The 17,492-nt window shown below is 69.2% G+C and carries 15 protein-coding genes and 1 tRNA gene; 4 read left to right on the forward strand and 12 right to left on the reverse strand.

Annotated elements, in window-relative coordinates; translation table 11 throughout:
- Positions 1-96 precede the first annotated feature (96 nt).
- From ACFX43_RS07085 to nhaA, 3 genes are all read right to left on the reverse strand, one after another.
- Positions 97-1,029 (reverse strand): DUF559 domain-containing protein, encoded by a 933-nt coding sequence (locus ACFX43_RS07085; RefSeq protein ID WP_378818742.1) that lies wholly within the window; start codon positions 1,027-1,029, stop codon positions 97-99.
- A gap of 157 nt (positions 1,030-1,186) precedes the next feature.
- A complete protein-coding gene (locus ACFX43_RS07090) occupies positions 1,187-1,594 on the reverse strand; it encodes a phage holin family protein (RefSeq protein WP_378818745.1) in 408 nt (135 codons plus the stop codon).
- Between the two features lie 42 nt (positions 1,595-1,636).
- Positions 1,637-2,935, reverse strand: coding sequence for a Na+/H+ antiporter NhaA (gene nhaA / locus ACFX43_RS07095; RefSeq protein ID WP_378818748.1), 1,299 nt, complete (start codon positions 2,933-2,935; stop codon positions 1,637-1,639).
- Between the two features lie 513 nt (positions 2,936-3,448).
- On the opposite strand from nhaA, the gene ACFX43_RS07100 reads away from it, so the two are divergent.
- Positions 3,449-3,979 carry a C40 family peptidase gene (locus ACFX43_RS07100; protein WP_378818750.1) on the forward strand — a complete coding sequence of 177 codons (531 nt, stop codon included), beginning with the start codon at positions 3,449-3,451 and terminating at the stop codon, positions 3,977-3,979.
- A gap of 94 nt (positions 3,980-4,073) precedes the next feature.
- Here the strand turns inward: ACFX43_RS07100 and acs are convergent, their stop codons facing one another.
- The 8 genes from acs to ACFX43_RS07140 all read right to left on the reverse strand — a co-directional run bounded on the left by acs (position 4,074) and on the right by ACFX43_RS07140 (position 13,835).
- Complete coding sequence (acs, locus tag ACFX43_RS07105; protein WP_378818753.1) at positions 4,074-6,044, reverse strand: acetate--CoA ligase; 1,971 nt, start codon at positions 6,042-6,044, stop codon at positions 4,074-4,076.
- A 111-nt stretch (positions 6,045-6,155) separates the two neighbouring features.
- A complete protein-coding gene (locus ACFX43_RS07110) occupies positions 6,156-7,787 on the reverse strand; it encodes a cation acetate symporter (protein WP_378818756.1) in 1,632 nt (543 codons plus the stop codon).
- Positions 7,787-8,137 carry a DUF485 domain-containing protein gene (locus ACFX43_RS07115; protein WP_378818759.1) on the reverse strand — a complete coding sequence of 117 codons (351 nt, stop codon included), beginning with the start codon at positions 8,135-8,137 and terminating at the stop codon, positions 7,787-7,789. The genes ACFX43_RS07110 and ACFX43_RS07115 overlap by 1 nt, the downstream gene beginning before the upstream one ends.
- A gap of 174 nt (positions 8,138-8,311) precedes the next feature.
- The gene (locus ACFX43_RS07120) at positions 8,312-10,024 is read right to left on the reverse strand and encodes a hypothetical protein (RefSeq protein WP_378818762.1); all 1,713 of its coding nucleotides are present in this window, start codon (positions 10,022-10,024) and stop codon (positions 8,312-8,314) included.
- Positions 10,025-10,043: 19 nt separating this feature from the next.
- On the reverse strand, positions 10,044-11,570 hold the full coding sequence (locus ACFX43_RS07125; RefSeq protein WP_378818765.1) for a cation acetate symporter: 1,527 nt from the start codon (positions 11,568-11,570) through the stop codon (positions 10,044-10,046).
- A complete protein-coding gene (locus tag ACFX43_RS07130; protein ID WP_378818768.1) occupies positions 11,567-11,935 on the reverse strand; it encodes a hypothetical protein in 369 nt (122 codons plus the stop codon). The genes ACFX43_RS07125 and ACFX43_RS07130 overlap by 4 nt, the downstream gene beginning before the upstream one ends.
- Entirely contained in the window at positions 11,932-12,705 is a 774-nt protein-coding gene (locus ACFX43_RS07135) for a LytR/AlgR family response regulator transcription factor (RefSeq protein WP_378818771.1), read from the reverse strand. The genes ACFX43_RS07130 and ACFX43_RS07135 overlap by 4 nt, the downstream gene beginning before the upstream one ends.
- Entirely contained in the window at positions 12,702-13,835 is a 1,134-nt protein-coding gene (locus ACFX43_RS07140) for a sensor histidine kinase (RefSeq protein WP_378818774.1), read from the reverse strand. Before ACFX43_RS07140 ends, ACFX43_RS07135 begins: the two co-directional genes overlap by 4 nt.
- Positions 13,836-13,945: 110 nt before the next feature.
- On the opposite strand from ACFX43_RS07140, the gene ACFX43_RS07145 reads away from it, so the two are divergent.
- Positions 13,946-14,419, forward strand: coding sequence for a hypothetical protein (locus tag ACFX43_RS07145; protein WP_378818777.1), 474 nt, complete (start codon positions 13,946-13,948; stop codon positions 14,417-14,419).
- An 8-nt stretch (positions 14,420-14,427) separates the two neighbouring features.
- Here ACFX43_RS07145 and ACFX43_RS07150 read toward each other — a convergent pair.
- Positions 14,428-14,500: transfer RNA gene (locus ACFX43_RS07150), tRNA-Pro, on the reverse strand.
- A gap of 107 nt (positions 14,501-14,607) precedes the next feature.
- Here ACFX43_RS07150 and ACFX43_RS07155 point away from each other — a divergent pair.
- Entirely contained in the window at positions 14,608-15,558 is a 951-nt protein-coding gene (locus ACFX43_RS07155; protein WP_378818780.1) for a 5'-nucleotidase, read from the forward strand.
- A gap of 427 nt (positions 15,559-15,985) precedes the next feature.
- Positions 15,986-17,443 (forward strand): alkaline phosphatase PhoX, encoded by a 1,458-nt coding sequence (locus tag ACFX43_RS07160; RefSeq protein WP_378818783.1) that lies wholly within the window; start codon positions 15,986-15,988, stop codon positions 17,441-17,443.
- Positions 17,444-17,492: the final 49 nt, after the last annotated feature.

The following is a 17,492-nucleotide window of genomic DNA, read 5'->3' on the forward strand; positions in this document are numbered from 1 at the left end:
GTCGGCCGAGTTGGCAACGCGATGCCAACTCGGCCGACGGGAGTGACGCCTCGGCTCGCGCCGGTGACGCCTCGGCCGACGGGGGAGACGCCTCGATCAGAAGCGGCGGGTGGAGTAGGTCGGGGTCAGGGCGGCCTTGATCTCGCGGAGCCAGGCGTCGAGACGGTCGCCGGTGAAGTCGCCCTTTCGCACGATCACGATCGTCCAGCCGTGATCGATCAGCCAGCCTCGTCGCTCTTCGTCGTAGATTCGCTGGTCGGGGTCGTCGTGCTCTTCGCCGTCGTATTCGATCGCGACTTTGGCGAGCCGATAGGCGAAGTCGAGGCGATAGGTCGGGATTCCTTCGACGTCGACCCAGACCTGTGCCTCCGGCAGAGGAAGTCCGGCGTCGCTGATCGCGAGCAAGGTCCACGATTCGCGCTGGGACTCGAGGCGACGATTCAGGAGCGGGACGAGCTCGCGGAGCTGGACGACACCGCGCCGGCCGCGAAAGCGGGGCAGGTGCTCGTCGAGGGAGCTCCGGGTGATCCCATGGTGCCTGGCGAACTCGTTGAGCGCGGCCATCGCCTCCCGACGGTTCAGGTTGCAGCCGAGGTCGAGTGCGGTGCGTAGCGGTGTCGTCACCCGTACGCCTCCGATGACCTCGATGTCTTCGGGCAGGAGGTCGCGCGAGCGGCCGTCGGTGCCCGGGCGCCGCGTGCGGGTGTGGCCCCGGACAGCAGACGTCTCCACGGCCGGGAGCTGTGCCATCTCGGTCTGGGTGAAGGTGTTGATGCCGTGCACCCAGGCGGCTGTTCGGTCACTGATCACCTGGTGCTCGGACACCACCTGCACGAGCGCCTCGGCGCGCTTCACCGGGTCGTCCTCCGCTTGCGCGGCGAGATAGACGCCCCGGAACGGGCGTCGTACGTCCCCATGGCTGATCGCCTGGGCGAGTGCGTATCGGTTGGTCGCGACCGACTCGATGTCGGACGTGGTGAAGGGACGCTCCGGCAGGCGGCTGTCGGTCTTGACGAGTGAGAGGTTCATGGCCGCAGCGTGCGACAGGTTGCGTACGAAGTCATCCGTCTTTTCAGAGGCTGTGGATAACGTCGGACTCAGCGTGCCCTGTGGACAGAAACTGGCCCGTCACCGTGACGCTTCGGCCGACCGGAGTGACGCCTCGGCCCCGGCTTGGGGGAGTGGGTCAGCGCTGGCCCTTGAGAGCCCGGGGGATCTCCTTGCCCTGGGCGATGGCCCTTTCGGGGGCCTTGACCTTCTTGACCTTGAGTACGCCGATGAAGCAGAGCAGGGCGGCGAGGAGGACGTAGAAGCCGAAGACGATGAGGAAGGACCACTGCAGGCCGAGGCCCGTCCAGTGGATGAAGTAGGCCGCCGAGACGGAGAGCATGATCACGGCGAGGACCAGCAGGAACGCGGCCGCGGCGAAGAGACCGACGCCGACGCCGGCGTTGGTCACCGAGACCTTGAGCTCCTGTTTGGCGAGCGTGATCTCCTTGTTGACGAGCTCGGAGATGTCGCGGGTGGCGTCGACGACGAGCTTGCCGATCGTCGGGTCCTCGCCGCCCGGGGACTTCACGATGTCGACTGCCATGGGAACCCTTCGCTGAACGTGTGTTGGGGAGCGCCCACGACCTTACCGGTCCCGACCCTGATCATCCTCGAACACGTCCGGCACGCCGTCCCTGTTGGCGTCGAGAGTCTCGATCTGCTCGATGCGGCGGTAGACCCGGTTGCGGGCACGCAGCACCACCGTCGCCAGAGCGGCGGCCAGGACGGACCCGAAGAGCACGCCCACCTTCATGTGGTCATGGGCACCGGGATCGGAGTGGAAAGCCAGCTCGCCGATCAGCAGCGACACGGTGAACCCGATGCCCGCCAGCATCGCCATCCCGATCACGTCCCACCAGGCGAGGTCATCGTCGAGCGAGGCCTTGGTGAACCGGGCCAGCAGCCACGTCGAGCCGGAGATGCCGATGGTCTTGCCGACGACCAGGCCGAGGATGATGCCGAGCGTGATCGGGTCGCGCATCGCGCTGGTCACCCCGCCCCAGCCACCGAGAGACACGCCGGCGGCGAAGAAGGCGAAGATCGGCACCGCGACACCGGCCGAGATCGGCCGGACCAGATGCTCGAAGTGCTCGGCGAGTCCGCGCTTGGCCTCCGGGTTGCGGGCGATCACCGGCACGGTGAACCCGAGCAGCACCCCGGCGACGGTCGCGTGGACGCCGCTGGAGTGGACGAGGGCCCAGGCGATCAGAGCGAGCGGGAGGAGCAGCCAGGGGCTGCGTACGCGCCGCTGCACGAGTACCGCGAAGAGCCCGATCGGGACGAGCGCCAGCAGCAGGTAGCCGATGTGCAGTTCCGAGGTGAAGAAGACCGCGATGATGATGATGCCGAGCAGGTCGTCGACGACGGCGAGAGTCAGCAGGAACGTACGCAGCCCCGCAGGCAGATGCGTCGAGATGACCGCCAGGATGGCGACCGCGAAGGCGATGTCGGTTGCCACCGGTGTGGCCCAGCCGGCCAGCGAGCCGTCGCCGATCAGGTTGACGGTCACGTAGACCAGTGCCGGGGCGACCATGCCGCCGACCGCGGCCGCGATCGGCAGCGCGGCCCGCCGGGGGTCGCGGAGATCTCCGGAGACGAACTCCCGCTTGAGCTCCAGACCGGCGACGAAGAAGAAGATCGCGAGCAGGCCGTCGGCCGCCCAGGCCCCGATGGTCAGGTCGAGATGAAGGGACTCCGGCCCGATCCGGAAGTCGCGGACCGCCTCGTACGCTTCCTGCCACGGGCTGTTGGCCAGGATGACCGCGATGATCGCGGCGATGATGAGGAGTACGCCGCCGGTCGTCTCGGCTCGCAGGATCTCGGCCGTCCGCGAGGTCTCCAGCCAGGAGCCGCGGGTGAAGAGGCGGTTGCGGGTGTCGGTCACGAGTGGGCCTCCAGGGGCTCAGGGGTCTACGAAGTCACGCCGACCAGACTTCCCGGCACACCTGACGACGACCCTAGCAAGCACCGTCGTCAGAGGCAGGAAGGTGCTCAACGTGAGGCCGCCTTTGGTCAAGAGGTGACGGCAAACGAATTCAAACGTATACAAAACCACCAGATAGAGAGTGAGTTGCTGCACAAATGCCCCGACCGGCACCGGATTCCGTTGCATAGTGGATGAGCCCTCACCGAATGGTGGGGCCGCTCCGGTCGCGCCGAGGCCCGTCACAACCGGAGGAGAGTCGATCCGACCACGGTGGCGGGCACGGGGGAGCCAAGCAGTACGCCGGGAGCCAGAGACAAGGCAGACCGGCTCGGGGTGAAGGCGTAGATGAGACCAGCGCCCGGGCAACAGCAGCCCGAATCCGACAGGTGAACCTTCGCAGGCGTCGCTGCAACAGGGGAACCTCGAATGACCGGATCGTGTGTCCGTGCGCTTTCGCGCGCCTACAGAACGATGACCGTCGGCCTCGCAACCGCCCTTGTGGTCGGTCTCGCGCTCGTCGCCGCTCCCAACCAGTCCGCCACGGCAGCTTCCCCGCCGGGCGCAAGTGCCCAGACCAGCGCCAACACCAGCGCTCAGACGAGCACCCACACCACCAAGAAAAAGAAGAAGAAGTCGCGCGGGCTCCGAGCGCTGCGTCGTGTCAAGAGCCAGGCCGGCGACCCCTACTCCTACGGCGCCAACGGCCCCCACGCCTACGACTGCTCGGGCTTGACCCAATGGGTCTACAAGAAGCTTGGCCGCAAGCTGCCGCACAGCTCATCGGCCCAGGTCAGCCACACCTTCAAGGTCAAGAAGCCACGCAAGGGCGACCTGGTCTTCTTCTACGGCAGCGGCGGCGTCTACCACGTCGGCATCTACGCCGGGAAGCGCGACGGCCGCCGCTGGGTCTGGCACGCGCCCGGGTCGGGTGAGGCCGTCAAGAAGGACCCGATCTGGACCGACAGCCACTTCATCCGCCGGGTGAAGTACAAGAAGCACTAGAGGCCGTACGACAACGCCGAGTCGGCGCATCCGACCCCTCCCGCTCGCTTCGCTTCGCGAGACACGGGGTCAGATGCGCCGACTCGGCAGAGGATCACTCGTCCGTGGCGGTCGTCTTCCCGGCGGCGATCAGATCCATGATCGTCTGATCGGCAAGCGTGGTCGTGTCGCCGACGCCGCGACCCTCGGCGAGGTCGCGGAGCAGCCGGCGCATGATCTTCCCCGAGCGCGTCTTGGGCAGCTCGGGCACGATCATGATCTGCCGCGGCTTGGCGATCGGACCGATCTCCTTGCGGACGTGGTCGGAGAGCTCCTTGTGGCAGTCCTCCGGCGACCCGTCGCGGAGGATGACGTACGCCACCACGGCCTGCCCAGTGTCCGGGTCGGTCGCACCGACGACCGCCGCCTCGGCGACGTAGGGGTGCGAGACCAGCGCCGACTCGATCTCTGTCGTGGAGAGTCGGTGTCCGGACACGTTCATCACGTCGTCGACGCGGCCCAGGACCCAGACGTCGCCGTCCTCGTCCTTCTTCGCGCCGTCCCCGGCGAAGTAGAAGCCTTGGTCCTTGAACCGCGCCCAGTAGGTGTCGATGTAGCGCTGATCGTCGCCCCAGATCGTACGCAGCATCGACGGCCACGGCTGGGTCAGCACGAGGTAGCCCCCGGCACCGTTCGGCACGGAGACGCCGTTGTCGTCGACCACGTCGGCGCCCACACCCGGCAGGGCCTTCATCGCCGACCCCGGCTTCCCTGCCGTCACCCCGGGGAGCGGCGAGATCATGATCGCGCCGGTCTCGGTCTGCCACCAGGTGTCCACCACGGGCACCTTCGAGCCACCGATGACGTCGCGGTACCAGATGTAGGCCTCGGGGTTGATCGGCTCACCGACGGACCCGAGCAGGCGGACCGAGGAGAGGTCGCGGCCGTCCGGGATGGCGCGCCCCTGCTTCATGAAGGTCCGGATCGCGGTCGGCGCGGTGTAGAAGATCGTGACGCCGTACTCCTCGATGATCTGCCACCAGCGGCCCTTCTCGGGGAAGTCCGGGGTGCCTTCGTAGAGCACCTGGGTGGCGCCGTTGGCCAGCGGCCCGTAGACGATGTAGGAGTGGCCGGTGATCCAGCCGATGTCGGCGGTGCACCAGTAGACGTCGGTCTCGGGCTTGAGGTCGAAGACCTCCCAGTGCGTGAACGCCGCCTGGGTGAGGTAGCCGCCGGTGGTGTGCAGGATGCCCTTCGGTTTCCCGGTGGTCCCGCTCGTGTACATGACGAAGAGCGGGTGCTCGGCGTCGTGCGCCACCGGAGTGTGCTCGGTCGACGCCGACGACACGACATCCGACCACCACTTGTCGACCGAGTCGTTCCAGTCGACGTCCTGGCCGGTGCGCTTGACCACGAGTACGTTCTCGACCAGGCCGGGCTGAGTCGCCTCGACCTTCGCGACCGCCTCGTCCACGGCGGGCTTGAGCGCGGAGGGTGCGCCGCGGCGGTAGCCGCCGTCGGAGGTGACGATCAGCTTCGCGCCACAGTCGACGACGCGGGTCGCGAGAGCGTCGGCGGAGAAGCCACCGAAGATGACGGTGTGGATCGCGCCGATCCGCGCGCAGGCCAGCATCGCGATGACGGCCTCGGGGATCATCGGCATGTAGATCGCCACCCGGTCGCCCTTGCCGACCCCGAGCGCCTCGAAGGCGTTCGCGGCCCGGGAGACCTCGTCCTTGAGCTCGGCATAGGTGATGGTGCGCCTGTCGTCGGCGGGCTCGCCGACCCAGTGGATCGCGACCCGGTCGCCGAGGCCGGCCTCGACGTGGCGGTCGACGGCGTTGTAGGCGACGTTGATCTCGCCGCCCTCGTACCACTTCGCGAACGGCGGGTTGTCCCAGTTCAGGACGCGATCGAACGGCTTGGACCAGGTGAGCCGTTCCGCGGCGGCCGCCCAGAACGCGTCGCGGTCCGCGGCAGCGGCGTCGTACGCATCGGCCTTGACGTTGGCAGCGGCGGCAAGCTCGGCCGGGGGCTCGAACCGGCGCTTCTCGTGCAGCAGGTTGGACAGGGTCTCGTCGCTCACAGTGACTCCTACGTACGAAAAATGTGTGGCTCAAGCCACAGGGTAGTGCGGGGGAAAGAATGATGGCGGGCCGTCGTACAACACCTGTGTACGACGGCCCGCCGTGATGGATCAGTGCGTGATCGCCTTCTCCGAGCCGGCGCCGGTGAGGGCGCGCACCTCGAGCTCGACGTAACGCTCAGCGGTCTCCGGCTCCTTCGACGTCACCGTGCCCAGCCAGCCCAGGAAGAACCCGAGCGGGATGGAGATGATGCCGGGGTTCTCCAAGGGGAACCAGGAGAAGTCCACGCCGAGCGGGAAGAGCGAGGCGGAGATCGTCTCGCCCGTCACCGCGTCCACGGCCGTCTTGCCGGAGACGACCGGCGAGAAGAAGACCAGACCGACACAGGAGATCAGGCCGCCGTAGATCGACCAGGTCGCACCACGGGTGTTGAACCGCGCCCAGAACATGTTGTAGATGATCGCCGGCAGGTTCGCCGAGGCGGCGACCGCGAACGCCAGTGCCACCAGGAACGCGATGTTCAGCGACTGCGCTGGGATGGCCAGCAGGATCGCGACCAGGCCGATGCCCGCCGCGGCCCAGCGAGAGACCTTCATCTCCTCCTTCTCGGTGGCCTTGCCACGCTTGATCACCGAGTTGTAGATGTCGTGGGCGACGGAGACGGAGGAGGTCAACGTCAGACCCGCGACGACGGCGAGGATCGTGGCGAAGGCGACCGCGGCGATGAGCGCCAGCAGTACGGCGCCGCCGACGGAGCCTTCACCGCCACCGACCTCCTGGGCGAGCAGTGGTGCCGCCAGGTTGCCGGCCTTGTCCAGGGTGGTCGGGTCGACCAGCGCGGCCGCACCGAAGCCCAGGACCAGGGTGAACAGGTAGAAGACACCGATCAGGCCGATCGCCCACAGCACCGACTTGCGCGCATCCGCCGAGGTCGGGACGGTGTAGAAGCGGATCAGGATGTGCGGCAGGCCGGCGGTGCCGAGCACCAGGGCGAGCCCGAGCGAGACGAAGTCCAGCTCGCTGGTGAAGCTCAGGCCGTACTTCAGTCCGGGCTGGAGGAAGGCGTCGCCCTTGCCCGAGGCGTCGGCGGCGGAGCCGAGCAGCTCGGAGAGGTTGAAGCCGAACTGGGCGAGCACCAGGATGACGATCAGCGCCGAGCCGGTCATCAGCAGGACGGCCTTGACGATCTGGACCCAGGTGGTGCCCTTCATCCCGCCGACGGTGACGTAGAAGATCATCAGCGCACCGACGAACAGGATCACGATGTTCTTGACCGCCTGGTCCTCGACGCCGAGCAGCAGGGCCACCAGGGCACCCGCACCGACCATCTGGGCCAGCAGGTAGAAGATCGAGACGACGACCGTGGAGGTCGCCGCGGCCAAGCGGACCGGGCGCTGCTTCATCCGGTACGCCAGCTGGTCGGCCATCGTGTAGCGACCCGAGTTACGCAGCACCTCCGCGACCAGCAGCAGCGCCACCAGCCAGGCGACGAGGAAGCCGATCGAGTAGAGGAACCCGTCGTAGCCGGACAGGGCGATAGCGCCGGAGATGCCGAGGAACGACGCCGCCGACATGTAGTCGCCGCCGATGGCGAGACCGTTCTGGAAACCGGAGAAGCCGCGGCCACCGGCGTAGTAGTCGGCCGCGGACTTCGTCTGCCGGCTCGCCCAGAAGGTGATGCCGATCGTGACCGCGACGACCGCGAGGAAGAGGACCGTGGTGAGGATCTGGCTACCGTCCATCAGAGCTGCCTCTTCTCGATCTCGTATTCCTCGTCGAGCTTCCGAGCCAGCGGGTCGAGGTGCTTGTTGGAGTAGTTGGCGTAGAGGTAGGCGATGCCGAACGTGGTCGCGAACTGGAGGAGCCCGAAGACCAGCGCGACATTGATGTTGCCGACGAGCTTGGTGTTCATGAAGTCCTCTGCCCAGTTGGAGCAGAACACGTAGAGGAGATACCAAGCCAGGAATGCCACCGTGGCCGGGAACACGAACTTTCGGTACGCCGACCGCAGAGCGCGAAACTCTGCCGTGGCGTGCAGGCTGTCGTAGACCGGGTCGTGCCGGTGGGCTTGGTCGTGCGCTTCTTCGCTCACGGTCTAACCCTTTCGTTGACGAGGCCGTCAACCGTGGGGGTGGATGACGGACGACGTGTGATCGCAGTCACATTAGGGGGCCGTCGGACCGCTCGTCGCGGGGTAACGCCCGGTCCCTCGGTAGACGGCGTCGTCGCGCGACGAGCGGTCGATTTCGTACGCTGAATGGCTGGTCTAGCCGCGGCGGCCGCCGCCACCGGACGTGCCGCCGCCCGTCTGGGTGCCGGGCGGATGGACGCACCCCGGACACGGACTGCCGCTGTCGGTCAGATGGTGAGTCTGGCGGGCGAGGATCACGACGTCCGCCAGCTGTGGCGTCTCACCCGGCATCGTGAGGCCGAGGCCGTACGTCGCGTTGAACGCCCAGACGTCCACGCCCGCACGGATCGCCGCCCTCCGCGCCAGGTCGTAGGCGGCGTCGTAGAGGGCGGGCACGTCGACGGAGACCAGGCGGGCCATGTCCCGCACCCGACCTTCCTCGACCAGTCCGCCGAGGTAGGCCTTGAGGATGTGGACGACCTCGTTGCGTCCGACGTCGGGGATGTCGAGGGTGCTGGCGATCGCTGCCGCGGCGGCGTCCGCGAACCGGTCGGTCCGTGCCTCCTGCTGCGACCTGACCTGCTGGGTCTCGTCGAGCTCCGCGAACGCCTCGCTCACGTCCGGGTCACCGGGGAGCTCCCGTGCTCGTGCCCGCGGCTTGTCGTGGAGGCCGAGGGTCGCGGCCTGGAACCGGCCGAGCTGGCGGGCGATGCCCAGGGCGCTCACCGACTGCCCCGGCTCGGCGGGCGCGGCCTCGTGGACCGCCACGACAACCGGCTTCAGGCTGGCGGCGACGTGGCGGTTCGTGGTGACGTACTGGTGGATCTGCTCGTACGCCGCCTCTTCGCCCTCCGAGTGCTGAACGTGTCGCGTCTCGAGGGCGTATCGCTCCTCGACCTGCCGCTTCCAGGCTCCTTCGGAGAGGGGCACCGCGGTGATGCTGAAGACGAGCGCGACCATCAGGCCGATGTTGACCCCGGCGAGCGTCCGCTTCCCGGTGTCGATCACGCCGAAGACCGGCAGCCGGACGTCGTCGAAGCGCTGCGGCCAGCGCAGGACGAGAAAGCTGCTCACGGCGATGGCCGAGTAGGCCGTCAGCCAGTACGCCCAGTGCACCGCGGTCAGCGTCTGCGCCCGTTCCAGCACGGCGCGAGTCGCCGTGACCTGGGTCGGGGTGAGCGAGAGGACATCAGCCAGCCACACCAGCACCAGCGACAGCAGCAGGCCGAGCTGGACCGACCAGACGATGTCGGCTGCGGCACGCACCGTGACCCGTCGAGCCGTGCGCATCGCCCGCCATCCGCACCAGGAGAGCCACGTCATGATGAGCAGGAGCACGGGCGCGACGTACGTCGTGGAGAGCAGGTTGCCGAAGACGAGCTGCTCGCCCACGAGGGTGGCGACGGCGACGCCGCCGAGATGCGGGACGGCCTGCGCGCCGAGGGGCATCGACTCGCCGAACCGCCGGCGGGCCAGGAACACGGACCAGCCGCCGAAACCCACGATCAGGCCGGCGGGGAGGAAGCGATCGGGCCACCACCAGAGCAGGGCGGTGACGACCAGGACCCAGGCGACGAGGACGAGCGCGGCGCGTCCGAACATCCGGTCTCGCCACCACCCGACCGCAGGTGCGACCGCGGCCGTGTGGATCACCACGACCGCCACGCCGACGAGCAGACCGAGGAGGAGCCCGACTAAGGCGCCGGCCACGACCGCGAGCACGGTCAGCGCCGCGTCTCCGAAGCCGTCGATCTCACGTCCGCCGGCCGCATGCCAGGCGCCGAGCAGGCCGCCGGCAGCCGTCACGTACAGACCCAGATCGGCGGCGACATCCGCGCTCTCGTCCACCACCGGCTCCCGGATCAGATCAGCGCTGCAAGGCGGACGTGGCGACGGGCTCGATCGTGGGCTCAGGGGAGTGCAGGCGGACCAGGAGTCGGGTGGTGTGGGCCGGGACGTGGGCGGCGGAGGCGAGGCTGACGACGATCATGACGGCGAAGGAGAGCGGCACCGCCCACAGCGCGGGCTGGGCGAGCGCGACATCCGCCCAGGTGCCCGTACGCGACCCGCTGATCGTGAACACCACGGCCGACCCCGTCGTGACCAGGCCGGTGACGAGACCGGTGGCGGCGCCGTAGGCGGTCAACCGGCGCCACCAGATGCCGAGCAGGAGCAGCGGGCAGAAGGTGGCGGCGGCGAGAGCGAAGGCCAGCGCGACCCCGCGGGCGACCCCGACGCTGGGGGTCAGCAGAGCGCCGGCGACCGGGACGATGACGGCGACCAGGGAGGCGATGCGGAAGGCCGCGACGCCGCCGAAGCGGCTGCCCCGGCGGCGCAGCAGCGGCACGACCACGTCTTGGGAGAGCACGCCGGAGACGGCGATCGCCAGGCCGGACGACGTCGACAGGAAGGCCGCGAACGCGCCCGCGCAGACCAGCCCGGTCAGGGCGTCACCCGCCCAGCCGGGGACCATCAGCCGGGGCAGCTCGAGCACCAGCGTGTCGGCGGAGGCGGGGGTGGCTGCGTACACGCGCCCGAGGAGGCCGAGGATCGGCGGCAGCAGGTAGAAGACGCCGAGGAGGGCGAGCACGACCAGGGTGGTGCGGCGGGCGGCGCGGCCGTCGGGGTTGGTGTAGAAGCGGACGCCCACGTGCGGCAGGCCCATCGTGCCGAGGAAGGTCGCCGCGATGAGCGAGTAGGTGGCGTAGAGGCCGGTCGTCGTGTCGGTGCCGATGGGCAGCGACCAGGCCTGGCTGAGGTCGGCGCGGGGTGCGCCGTCGTTGGCCCAGACCGCGACCAGCACTCCGACGGGCACCAGCAGGGCGGTCAGCTTGAGCCAGTACTGGAAGGCCTGGACGAACGTGATCGAGCGCATCCCGCCCGAGAAGACGCTGACCAGCACGACCGTCCCGACCAGCACCGGTCCCACCCAGCGAGGTGCGCCCGCGACCAGCTCCAGGGTCAGTCCGGCGCCCTGCAGCTGCGGCAGCAGATAGAGCCAGCCGATGCTCACGACCAGCAGCGAGCAGAGCCGCCGCACCCCTGTGGAGGCGAGTCGCTCCTCGGCGAAGTCGGGCAGCGTGTACGCCCCTGACCTGCGCAAAGGTGCCGCGACCAGGGTCAGCAGCACGAGATAGCCGGCGGTCCAGCCGATCGGATACCAGAGCATCTCCGCACCGGAGGTGAACACCAGCCCGGCGACCCCGAGGAAGGAGGCGGCCGAGAGATACTCCCCGCCGATCGCGCTCGCGTTGAGGCCGGGTCGCACCGACCGCGAGGCGACGTAGAAGTCGCTCGTGGTGCGGCTGAACCGCAGCCCCCAGGTGCCGATGGTCAGCGTCGCCAGGGTGACCAGGGTGACCGCGACGATCGCGGGGGCGGAGTCGAGAGTCATGGCGTCTCGTCGTCCGATCGGAGCAGGTCGGCATAGCTCGCCTCGTTGCGCTCCGCGCCGCGCAGGTACCAGCGGCCGAGGAGGAAAAGGAACGGGTAGACCAGCACCCCGAGGAGCAGCCAGGGGAGCGGGACGCCGAACGGCGCGGTGCGCACCAGGCCCGGGGCCAGCCAGAACAGCAGCGGGAGCGAGCCGACGCCGAGAAAGAGCACCGCGAGGGTGCGTACGGCGATCGAGAGCTGGGCGCGCATCAGCGAGCCGAGGTAGACCTCGCCGAGGCGGGTGTCCTCGTCGACGTCGACCCGGCGGACGGCCGGGCGTCGTCGGGGCGGTCCGGTGACGCGTACGCGCTGTGGTTCTGTCATGAGCGTCGGGCGAGCAGGTCCTTGAGGTGGCGCGTGTGCCGGCGGCTGACCTGCAGCTCGGTCCCGCGGGCGGAGCCGCCGACGACGACCGAGCAGCGCCCGGCCTCCGAGCGCACCTCGGTCACGTGGGCGAGGTTGACGAGGAGTGAGCGGTGGATGCGTACGAACCGGGCGGAGGCCCACTCCTGCTCCAGCTGGGTCAGCGGGACCCGCACCAGGTGGGACGCGTCGGCGGTGTGCAGCCGGGCGTAGTCGCCCTGGGCCTCCACGTGGGTGATCTGGGAGCGCCACACGAAGCGGGTGACGCCGCCGAGCTCGACCGGGATCTGTACGTCCCCGCTCGGCTCCTCCTCCGGCATGTTGCCCATCAGCCGGGTCACTGTCTCCGCCAGCCGCTCGGCGCGCACCGGCTTGAGCACGTAGTCGACCGCGCGCAGGTCGAAGGCCTCCAGCGCGTGCTCCTCGTGAGCGGTCACGAACACGACCGCCGGGGGCGTCTTGAACCGCGCCAGCAGCCGGGCCAGCTCGAGCCCGTTCAGGCCCGGCATCTGGATGTCGAGGAAGACCGCGTCCACCCCCGACCCCTGCAGCTGCTGCAGCCCCTCGGTCGCGTTCAGGCAGGTGCGGACCTCCGCCACCCGCGCATCCTGGGTGAGCAGGTAGGAGAGCTCGTCGGCCGCCGGCGGCTCGTCGTCGACGACGAGGATTCTCAGCCGGCCACCGGGCGCTCCTTGCCGCGCGGCGAACGCCTGCGTGGTTCGGCCACTCATGTGTGCACTCCTGGGGCGAACTTCGGGATTCTGAGGATGACCTTCGTGCCGGCGCCGGGAGCGGTCTCGACGACCAGGCCGTAGTCGTCGCCGTAGGCGTTGCGGAGCCGGGCGTCGACGTTGCCGAGCCCCATCGAATCGGTGGTCGAGCTTGTCGAGACCCCGCCGGCCAGCGCGTTGCGTACCTTCTCCGGGTCCTCGCCGGCGCCGTCGTCCTCGACCTCGATCACGCATTCGGTGCCGCTGTCGGCGGCCCGGATGGAGATGTGGCCGGTCTGCGCGTCGGCCAGACCGTGTCGTACGGCATTCTCGACCAGCGGCTGCAGGCACAGGAACGGCACCGCGATCGGCAGCACCTCGGGTGCCACCGAGAGCCTCACCGAGAGCCGCTCGCCGAACCGGGCCTGCTCCAGCAGGAGATAGCGCTCCACGGAGCGGAGCTCCTCGGACAGGGTGGTGTATTCGCCATGGGTCCGGAAGGAGTAGCGGGTGAAGTCCGCGAACTCGAGCAGCAGCTCGCGCGCACGCTCCGGATCGGTGCGTACGAAGCTGGCGATCGCCCCCAGCGAGTTGTAGATGAAGTGGGGGCTGATCTGAGCGCGCAGCGCGCGCACCTCGGCCTCCATCAGGCGCCGCCGCGACGCGTCGAGCTCGGCGAGCTCGAGCTGACCGGAGACCCAGGTCGCGACCTCGTCGGTGGCGCGGACCATCATCGCCGAGGTGTCCGGGGCGTACGCCTGCAGCGTGCCGACCAGATGGTCGTCGACGACCAGCGGACTGACCACGGCGGAGTGCAGCGGGCAGCCCGCCTGGCCGCACTCCAGGTCGACCCGGTCGTAGAACCTGGTCGCGCCGTGATCCAGCGTCCCCTCGGCCAGCTTGGTCACGTGCTCCTGGTGGTGGGTGCCGATGCCTTCCCAGGCGAGCAGGCCGTCGGTGTCGGTGATCGCGAGCGCAGGGGCGGCCAGGAGCGCCTGCAGGTGAGGGGCGGCGCGCTCGGCGCTGTCGACGGTCAGGCCGCCACGCAGCGCCGGGCTCGCCAGCGATGCGTTGTGGAGGGTGCGGAAGGTCGCCCGATCGGCTTCGGTGCCCAGGTGGGTGCCCAGGGGAGAGCGCAGCCAGCGCCGCATCCGCACTCCTTCTTTCTGGTGGTCGAGCTTGTCGAGACCTCGACAATTGTGACGGCGCCCACGCTATCTGTCACCCGAGCCGCCGTAGGGGCGCGAGGTAGGTTTGCGGCATGCGACTGAGTCGAGTGATCCCGGGTCTGCTGGCCGTCGGCGTAGCGGGCGCGGGCGCCGCCTTCGTGATGGGCATGCGCAACAAGTCGCCGTGGTTGCAGGACCGCATCCGCGCCTTCTCGAAGCGCTTCGCCTCCGAGGCCCTGAAGACCGCCGGAATGGAAGGCGCCACCAACGGCGTCGTCCTCCACGTCGGCCGCGCGAGCGGGCGGGAGTACGCCACCCCGATCACGCCCTTCCCGACCCCCGACGGCTTCGTCATCAACCTGCCCTACACCTCGAAGGTCGACTGGGCCCAGAACGTGCTGGCCGCCAACTCGGCCACGATCGTCCACGACGGCGTCGACCACCGGGTCACCGACCCGCGCGTCGTCCCGTACGCCGAGGTCGCACCCTTGCTCCCGAAGGCTGCCGGCGTCGTCCGGGCCGTCTTCGACGTCCAGGAGTTCCTCCGCGTCACCAAGGCGGACTGACGCGTTCGTCGGGTTGGCGGGACTCGAACCCGCGATCGCCTGGACCCAACCCAGGAGGGATAGCCGCTTCCCCACAACCCGTGCGGTGTCTTCACGGGCGCGGTCGCTGCTGCATGCCGACCACGTTAGACAGGCCATGACCCCGAACGCACACGATTTATCGATTTATCGGCGGTAGGTTGCGACGCGTGGGATACGAACTGAGGGACCGGTTGGTCGTCGGGATCGCCTCGAGCGCGCTCTTCGATCTCACCGAGTCGGATGCGTACTTCCGCGAGCACGGCGAGGAGGCCTACCGCCGCTACCAGGACGAGCGGATCGACGACCCGCTCCGGCCCGGTGTCGCGTACCCGTTCATCAAGCGGCTGCTGAGCCTCAACGACCTCTCCGCCGACGCCGACGACGGGCTCGTCGAGGTGATCGTGGTCTCCCGCAACGACCCCAACACCGGGCTGCGGGTGATGCGCTCGATCGAGCACCACGGCCTGCCGATGACCCGCGCGGTCTTCACCCAGGGTCGCTCGCCCCACCCCTACATCGGCGCGCTCGGGATGTCGCTGTTCCTCAGTGGCAACCGCGAGGACGTCATCGCGGCCAGCCGCGAGGGATTCCCGGCCGGTCACGTGCTGCCGTCGGCAGCGACGTACGACGAGACCGACCGCTCCGTCGTCGTCGCCTTCGACTTCGACGGTGTGCTCGCCGACGACGGCTCCGAGCGGGTCTTCCGTGAGGAGGGGATCGAGAGGTACCGGGCATACGAGGCCAGCCGGAAGGCCGAGCCGCTCGAGCCCGGGCCGCTGCAGCCGCTGCTGCGCGACCTCAACCGGATCCAGCAGATCGAGGAGCAGCGCCGCCTGGAGGACCCGGGCTACGAGCTGCGGCTGCGGATCGCGCTCGTCACCGCCCGCGGCGCCCCCGCCCACGAGCGGGCGATCCGGTCGCTGCAGTCCTGGGACGTCTACGTCAACGAGGCCTTCTTCCTCGGTGGCGTGGAGAAGGTGCGGGTGCTCGAGGTGCTCCGCCCGCTGATCTTCTTCGACGACCAGACGACCCACCTGGATGAGGCGGTCGGGTCGATCGCCGGGGTCCACATCCCCTACGGCGTGGCCAACGCCGAGGACGTTCCCGCTGGTCAATAGCGCTTTACAGTTCGCCCACAGGAAGTGCTCATCTGGTGGACAGGCCGGTGGATATGTCACCCTGGGGAGAGTTGTACAGATTCTGTTCACTTGAGAAGTGCGAGGAGTTCACTCGATGACTTCGGCTATGTGTGCCAAGTGCACCGAAGACGAGGAGATCCGGGTTCTCTCGCGTTCGGCGGGGGGCCGCCGGCGGCTGATGTGCTGCAGGTGCGGGTACGCGTGGGAGAGCGGGCGCTCCGGCCCCGCCCGGAGAACCGGCCTGAACGGCCTGTTCGGAGCGGCCTGAGGCGCCGTCGGCGTACGTTTCACGCCGCCGTCGCCTGAGGTTCATCTCGAGCGGGCGCGCAGGTGTTGCGGAGTGGCTTGGGTAGAGGGCTGAGACCTGTCTCGGGATCCCCTACCAAGCTCCGAGGAGTACCAACCCATGTCCGCAACTCGACGCTCCCTGCTCACCGGAGGAGCCGCGGCCGGGGTCGGCCTGGCCGTCGCCGGTGCCGTTCCCGCTCTTGCCGAGGCGAAGCCGGCGCGGCCCGGCACCCCGGGGCGCAAGCGCGCCCGCGAGCCGTTCCCGCCGCTCGTGGACGACCCCAAGGGGATCCTCGCGCTGGCCGAGGGGTTCGCGTACGCCATCGTCACCTCCGCCGGGGAGACGACCCTGAAGACGGGTGAGAAGACGCCGTCCAACCACGACGGGATGATGGTGCTCGGCGGCAGGCGTGGGCGCTACACGCTGATCCAGAACCACGAGATCGAGCCCGGTGAGGGCATCCCGGTGCCGCTCGTCGAGGGCACCGTCTACGACCCGGGCGCGCCGTCGGGCGGCTGCACGGTGATCACCACCGACGCGGGCGGCGCCAACTTCGGTGAGTTCGTCGCGATCTCCGGCACCTCCACCAACTGCGCCGGCGGCCCGACGCCGTGGGGGACCTGGCTGACCTGCGAGGAGACCGTCAACGCCGCGGGCGAGGAGTGGGAGGGCGAGGACGGCACCAAGGGCGTCTACGAGAAGGACCACGGCTACGTCTTCGAGGTCTGGGCCGACGGCTCGGCCGACCCGCGCCCGATCAAGGCCTTCGGCCGCTACGACCACGAGGCCCTCGCGATCGACAAGAGCCGCACGAAGGTCTACCTCTCCGAGGACGCCGACGAGCCCAACGGGCTCTTCTACCGCTGGACCGCCCCTGCCGGCGTGAGGCTCGGCCCGGGCGTGCTCACCGAGCTGGCCGACGACGCCGGCACGCTCGCCGCGATGCAGATCATCCTTCCCGACGGCTCGGCGCTGCCCGACGTGGCCTACCTGACCTCCGCGCAGATGGGTCAGCCCTTCCCGGTGAAGTGGAAGACCGTCCCCGAGCGTGACGCCCAAGAGACGCCGTGCCGCGAGCAGTTCGCCGACGGCGAGGTCACCCGCGGCCGCAAGTTCGAGGGCGTGTGGGGCACCGACGACGGTGTCTACGTGGTCAACTCCTACGCCTGGGAGGACACCGATCTTCCCGCCGACGCGAGCCCGCACGACGGCATGGTCTGGTTCTACGACTACAAGGCCGAGACCATCCAGCTGGTGACGTACTTCCCGCACCAGACGCAGTCCGAGGACGATGCCCCGGCTCCGAAGTACACCGACCTCACCTTCGACGGCCCCGACAACGTCACCGTCACCCCCTGGGGTTCGCTGGTGCTCGCCGAGGACGGCTCCGGCGCCTCGCACGTGCTCGGCGCGTTCCCGGGCGGCCCGGCGTACGCCATCGCCCGCAACGACCTCAACGACTCCGAGTTCTGCGGGCCGTGCTTCTCGCCCGACGGCAAGGTCCTCTTCGTCAACATGCAGGACCCCGGCTACACCCTGGCCATCACCGGCCCGTGGGAGCGCTACCTCGGCTGAGTTCGTGGCGGATCAGCGACAAGACGTACGTGGCGGGGGGGGCGGGGGG

The sequence above is a fragment of the Nocardioides sp. YIM B13467 genome (genome assembly GCF_042788075.1).
GTDB lineage: Bacteria > Actinomycetota > Actinomycetes > Propionibacteriales > Nocardioidaceae > Nocardioides.

Excerpts from the sequence above, each read along its gene's own strand:
- ACFX43_RS07100 (WP_378818750.1), top strand. The coding sequence starts at position 3,449 with ATGACCGTCGGCCTCGCAACCGCCCTTGTGGTCGGTCTCGCGCTCGTC.
- ACFX43_RS07145 (WP_378818777.1), top strand. The coding sequence starts at position 13,946 with ATGCGACTGAGTCGAGTGATCCCGGGTCTGCTGGCCGTCGGCGTAGCG.
- ACFX43_RS07125 (WP_378818765.1), bottom strand. The coding sequence starts at position 11,570 with ATGACTCTCGACTCCGCCCCCGCGATCGTCGCGGTCACCCTGGTCACC.
- ACFX43_RS07160 (WP_378818783.1), top strand. The coding sequence starts at position 15,986 with ATGTCCGCAACTCGACGCTCCCTGCTCACCGGAGGAGCCGCGGCCGGG.
- ACFX43_RS07135 (WP_378818771.1), bottom strand. The coding sequence starts at position 12,705 with ATGAGTGGCCGAACCACGCAGGCGTTCGCCGCGCGGCAAGGAGCGCCC.
- ACFX43_RS07140 (WP_378818774.1), bottom strand. The coding sequence starts at position 13,835 with ATGCGGCGCTGGCTGCGCTCTCCCCTGGGCACCCACCTGGGCACCGAA.
- ACFX43_RS07090 (WP_378818745.1), bottom strand. The coding sequence starts at position 1,594 with ATGGCAGTCGACATCGTGAAGTCCCCGGGCGGCGAGGACCCGACGATC.
- ACFX43_RS07130 (WP_378818768.1), bottom strand. The coding sequence starts at position 11,935 with ATGACAGAACCACAGCGCGTACGCGTCACCGGACCGCCCCGACGACGC.
- ACFX43_RS07110 (WP_378818756.1), bottom strand. The coding sequence starts at position 7,787 with ATGGACGGTAGCCAGATCCTCACCACGGTCCTCTTCCTCGCGGTCGTC.
- ACFX43_RS07085 (WP_378818742.1), bottom strand. The coding sequence starts at position 1,029 with ATGAACCTCTCACTCGTCAAGACCGACAGCCGCCTGCCGGAGCGTCCC.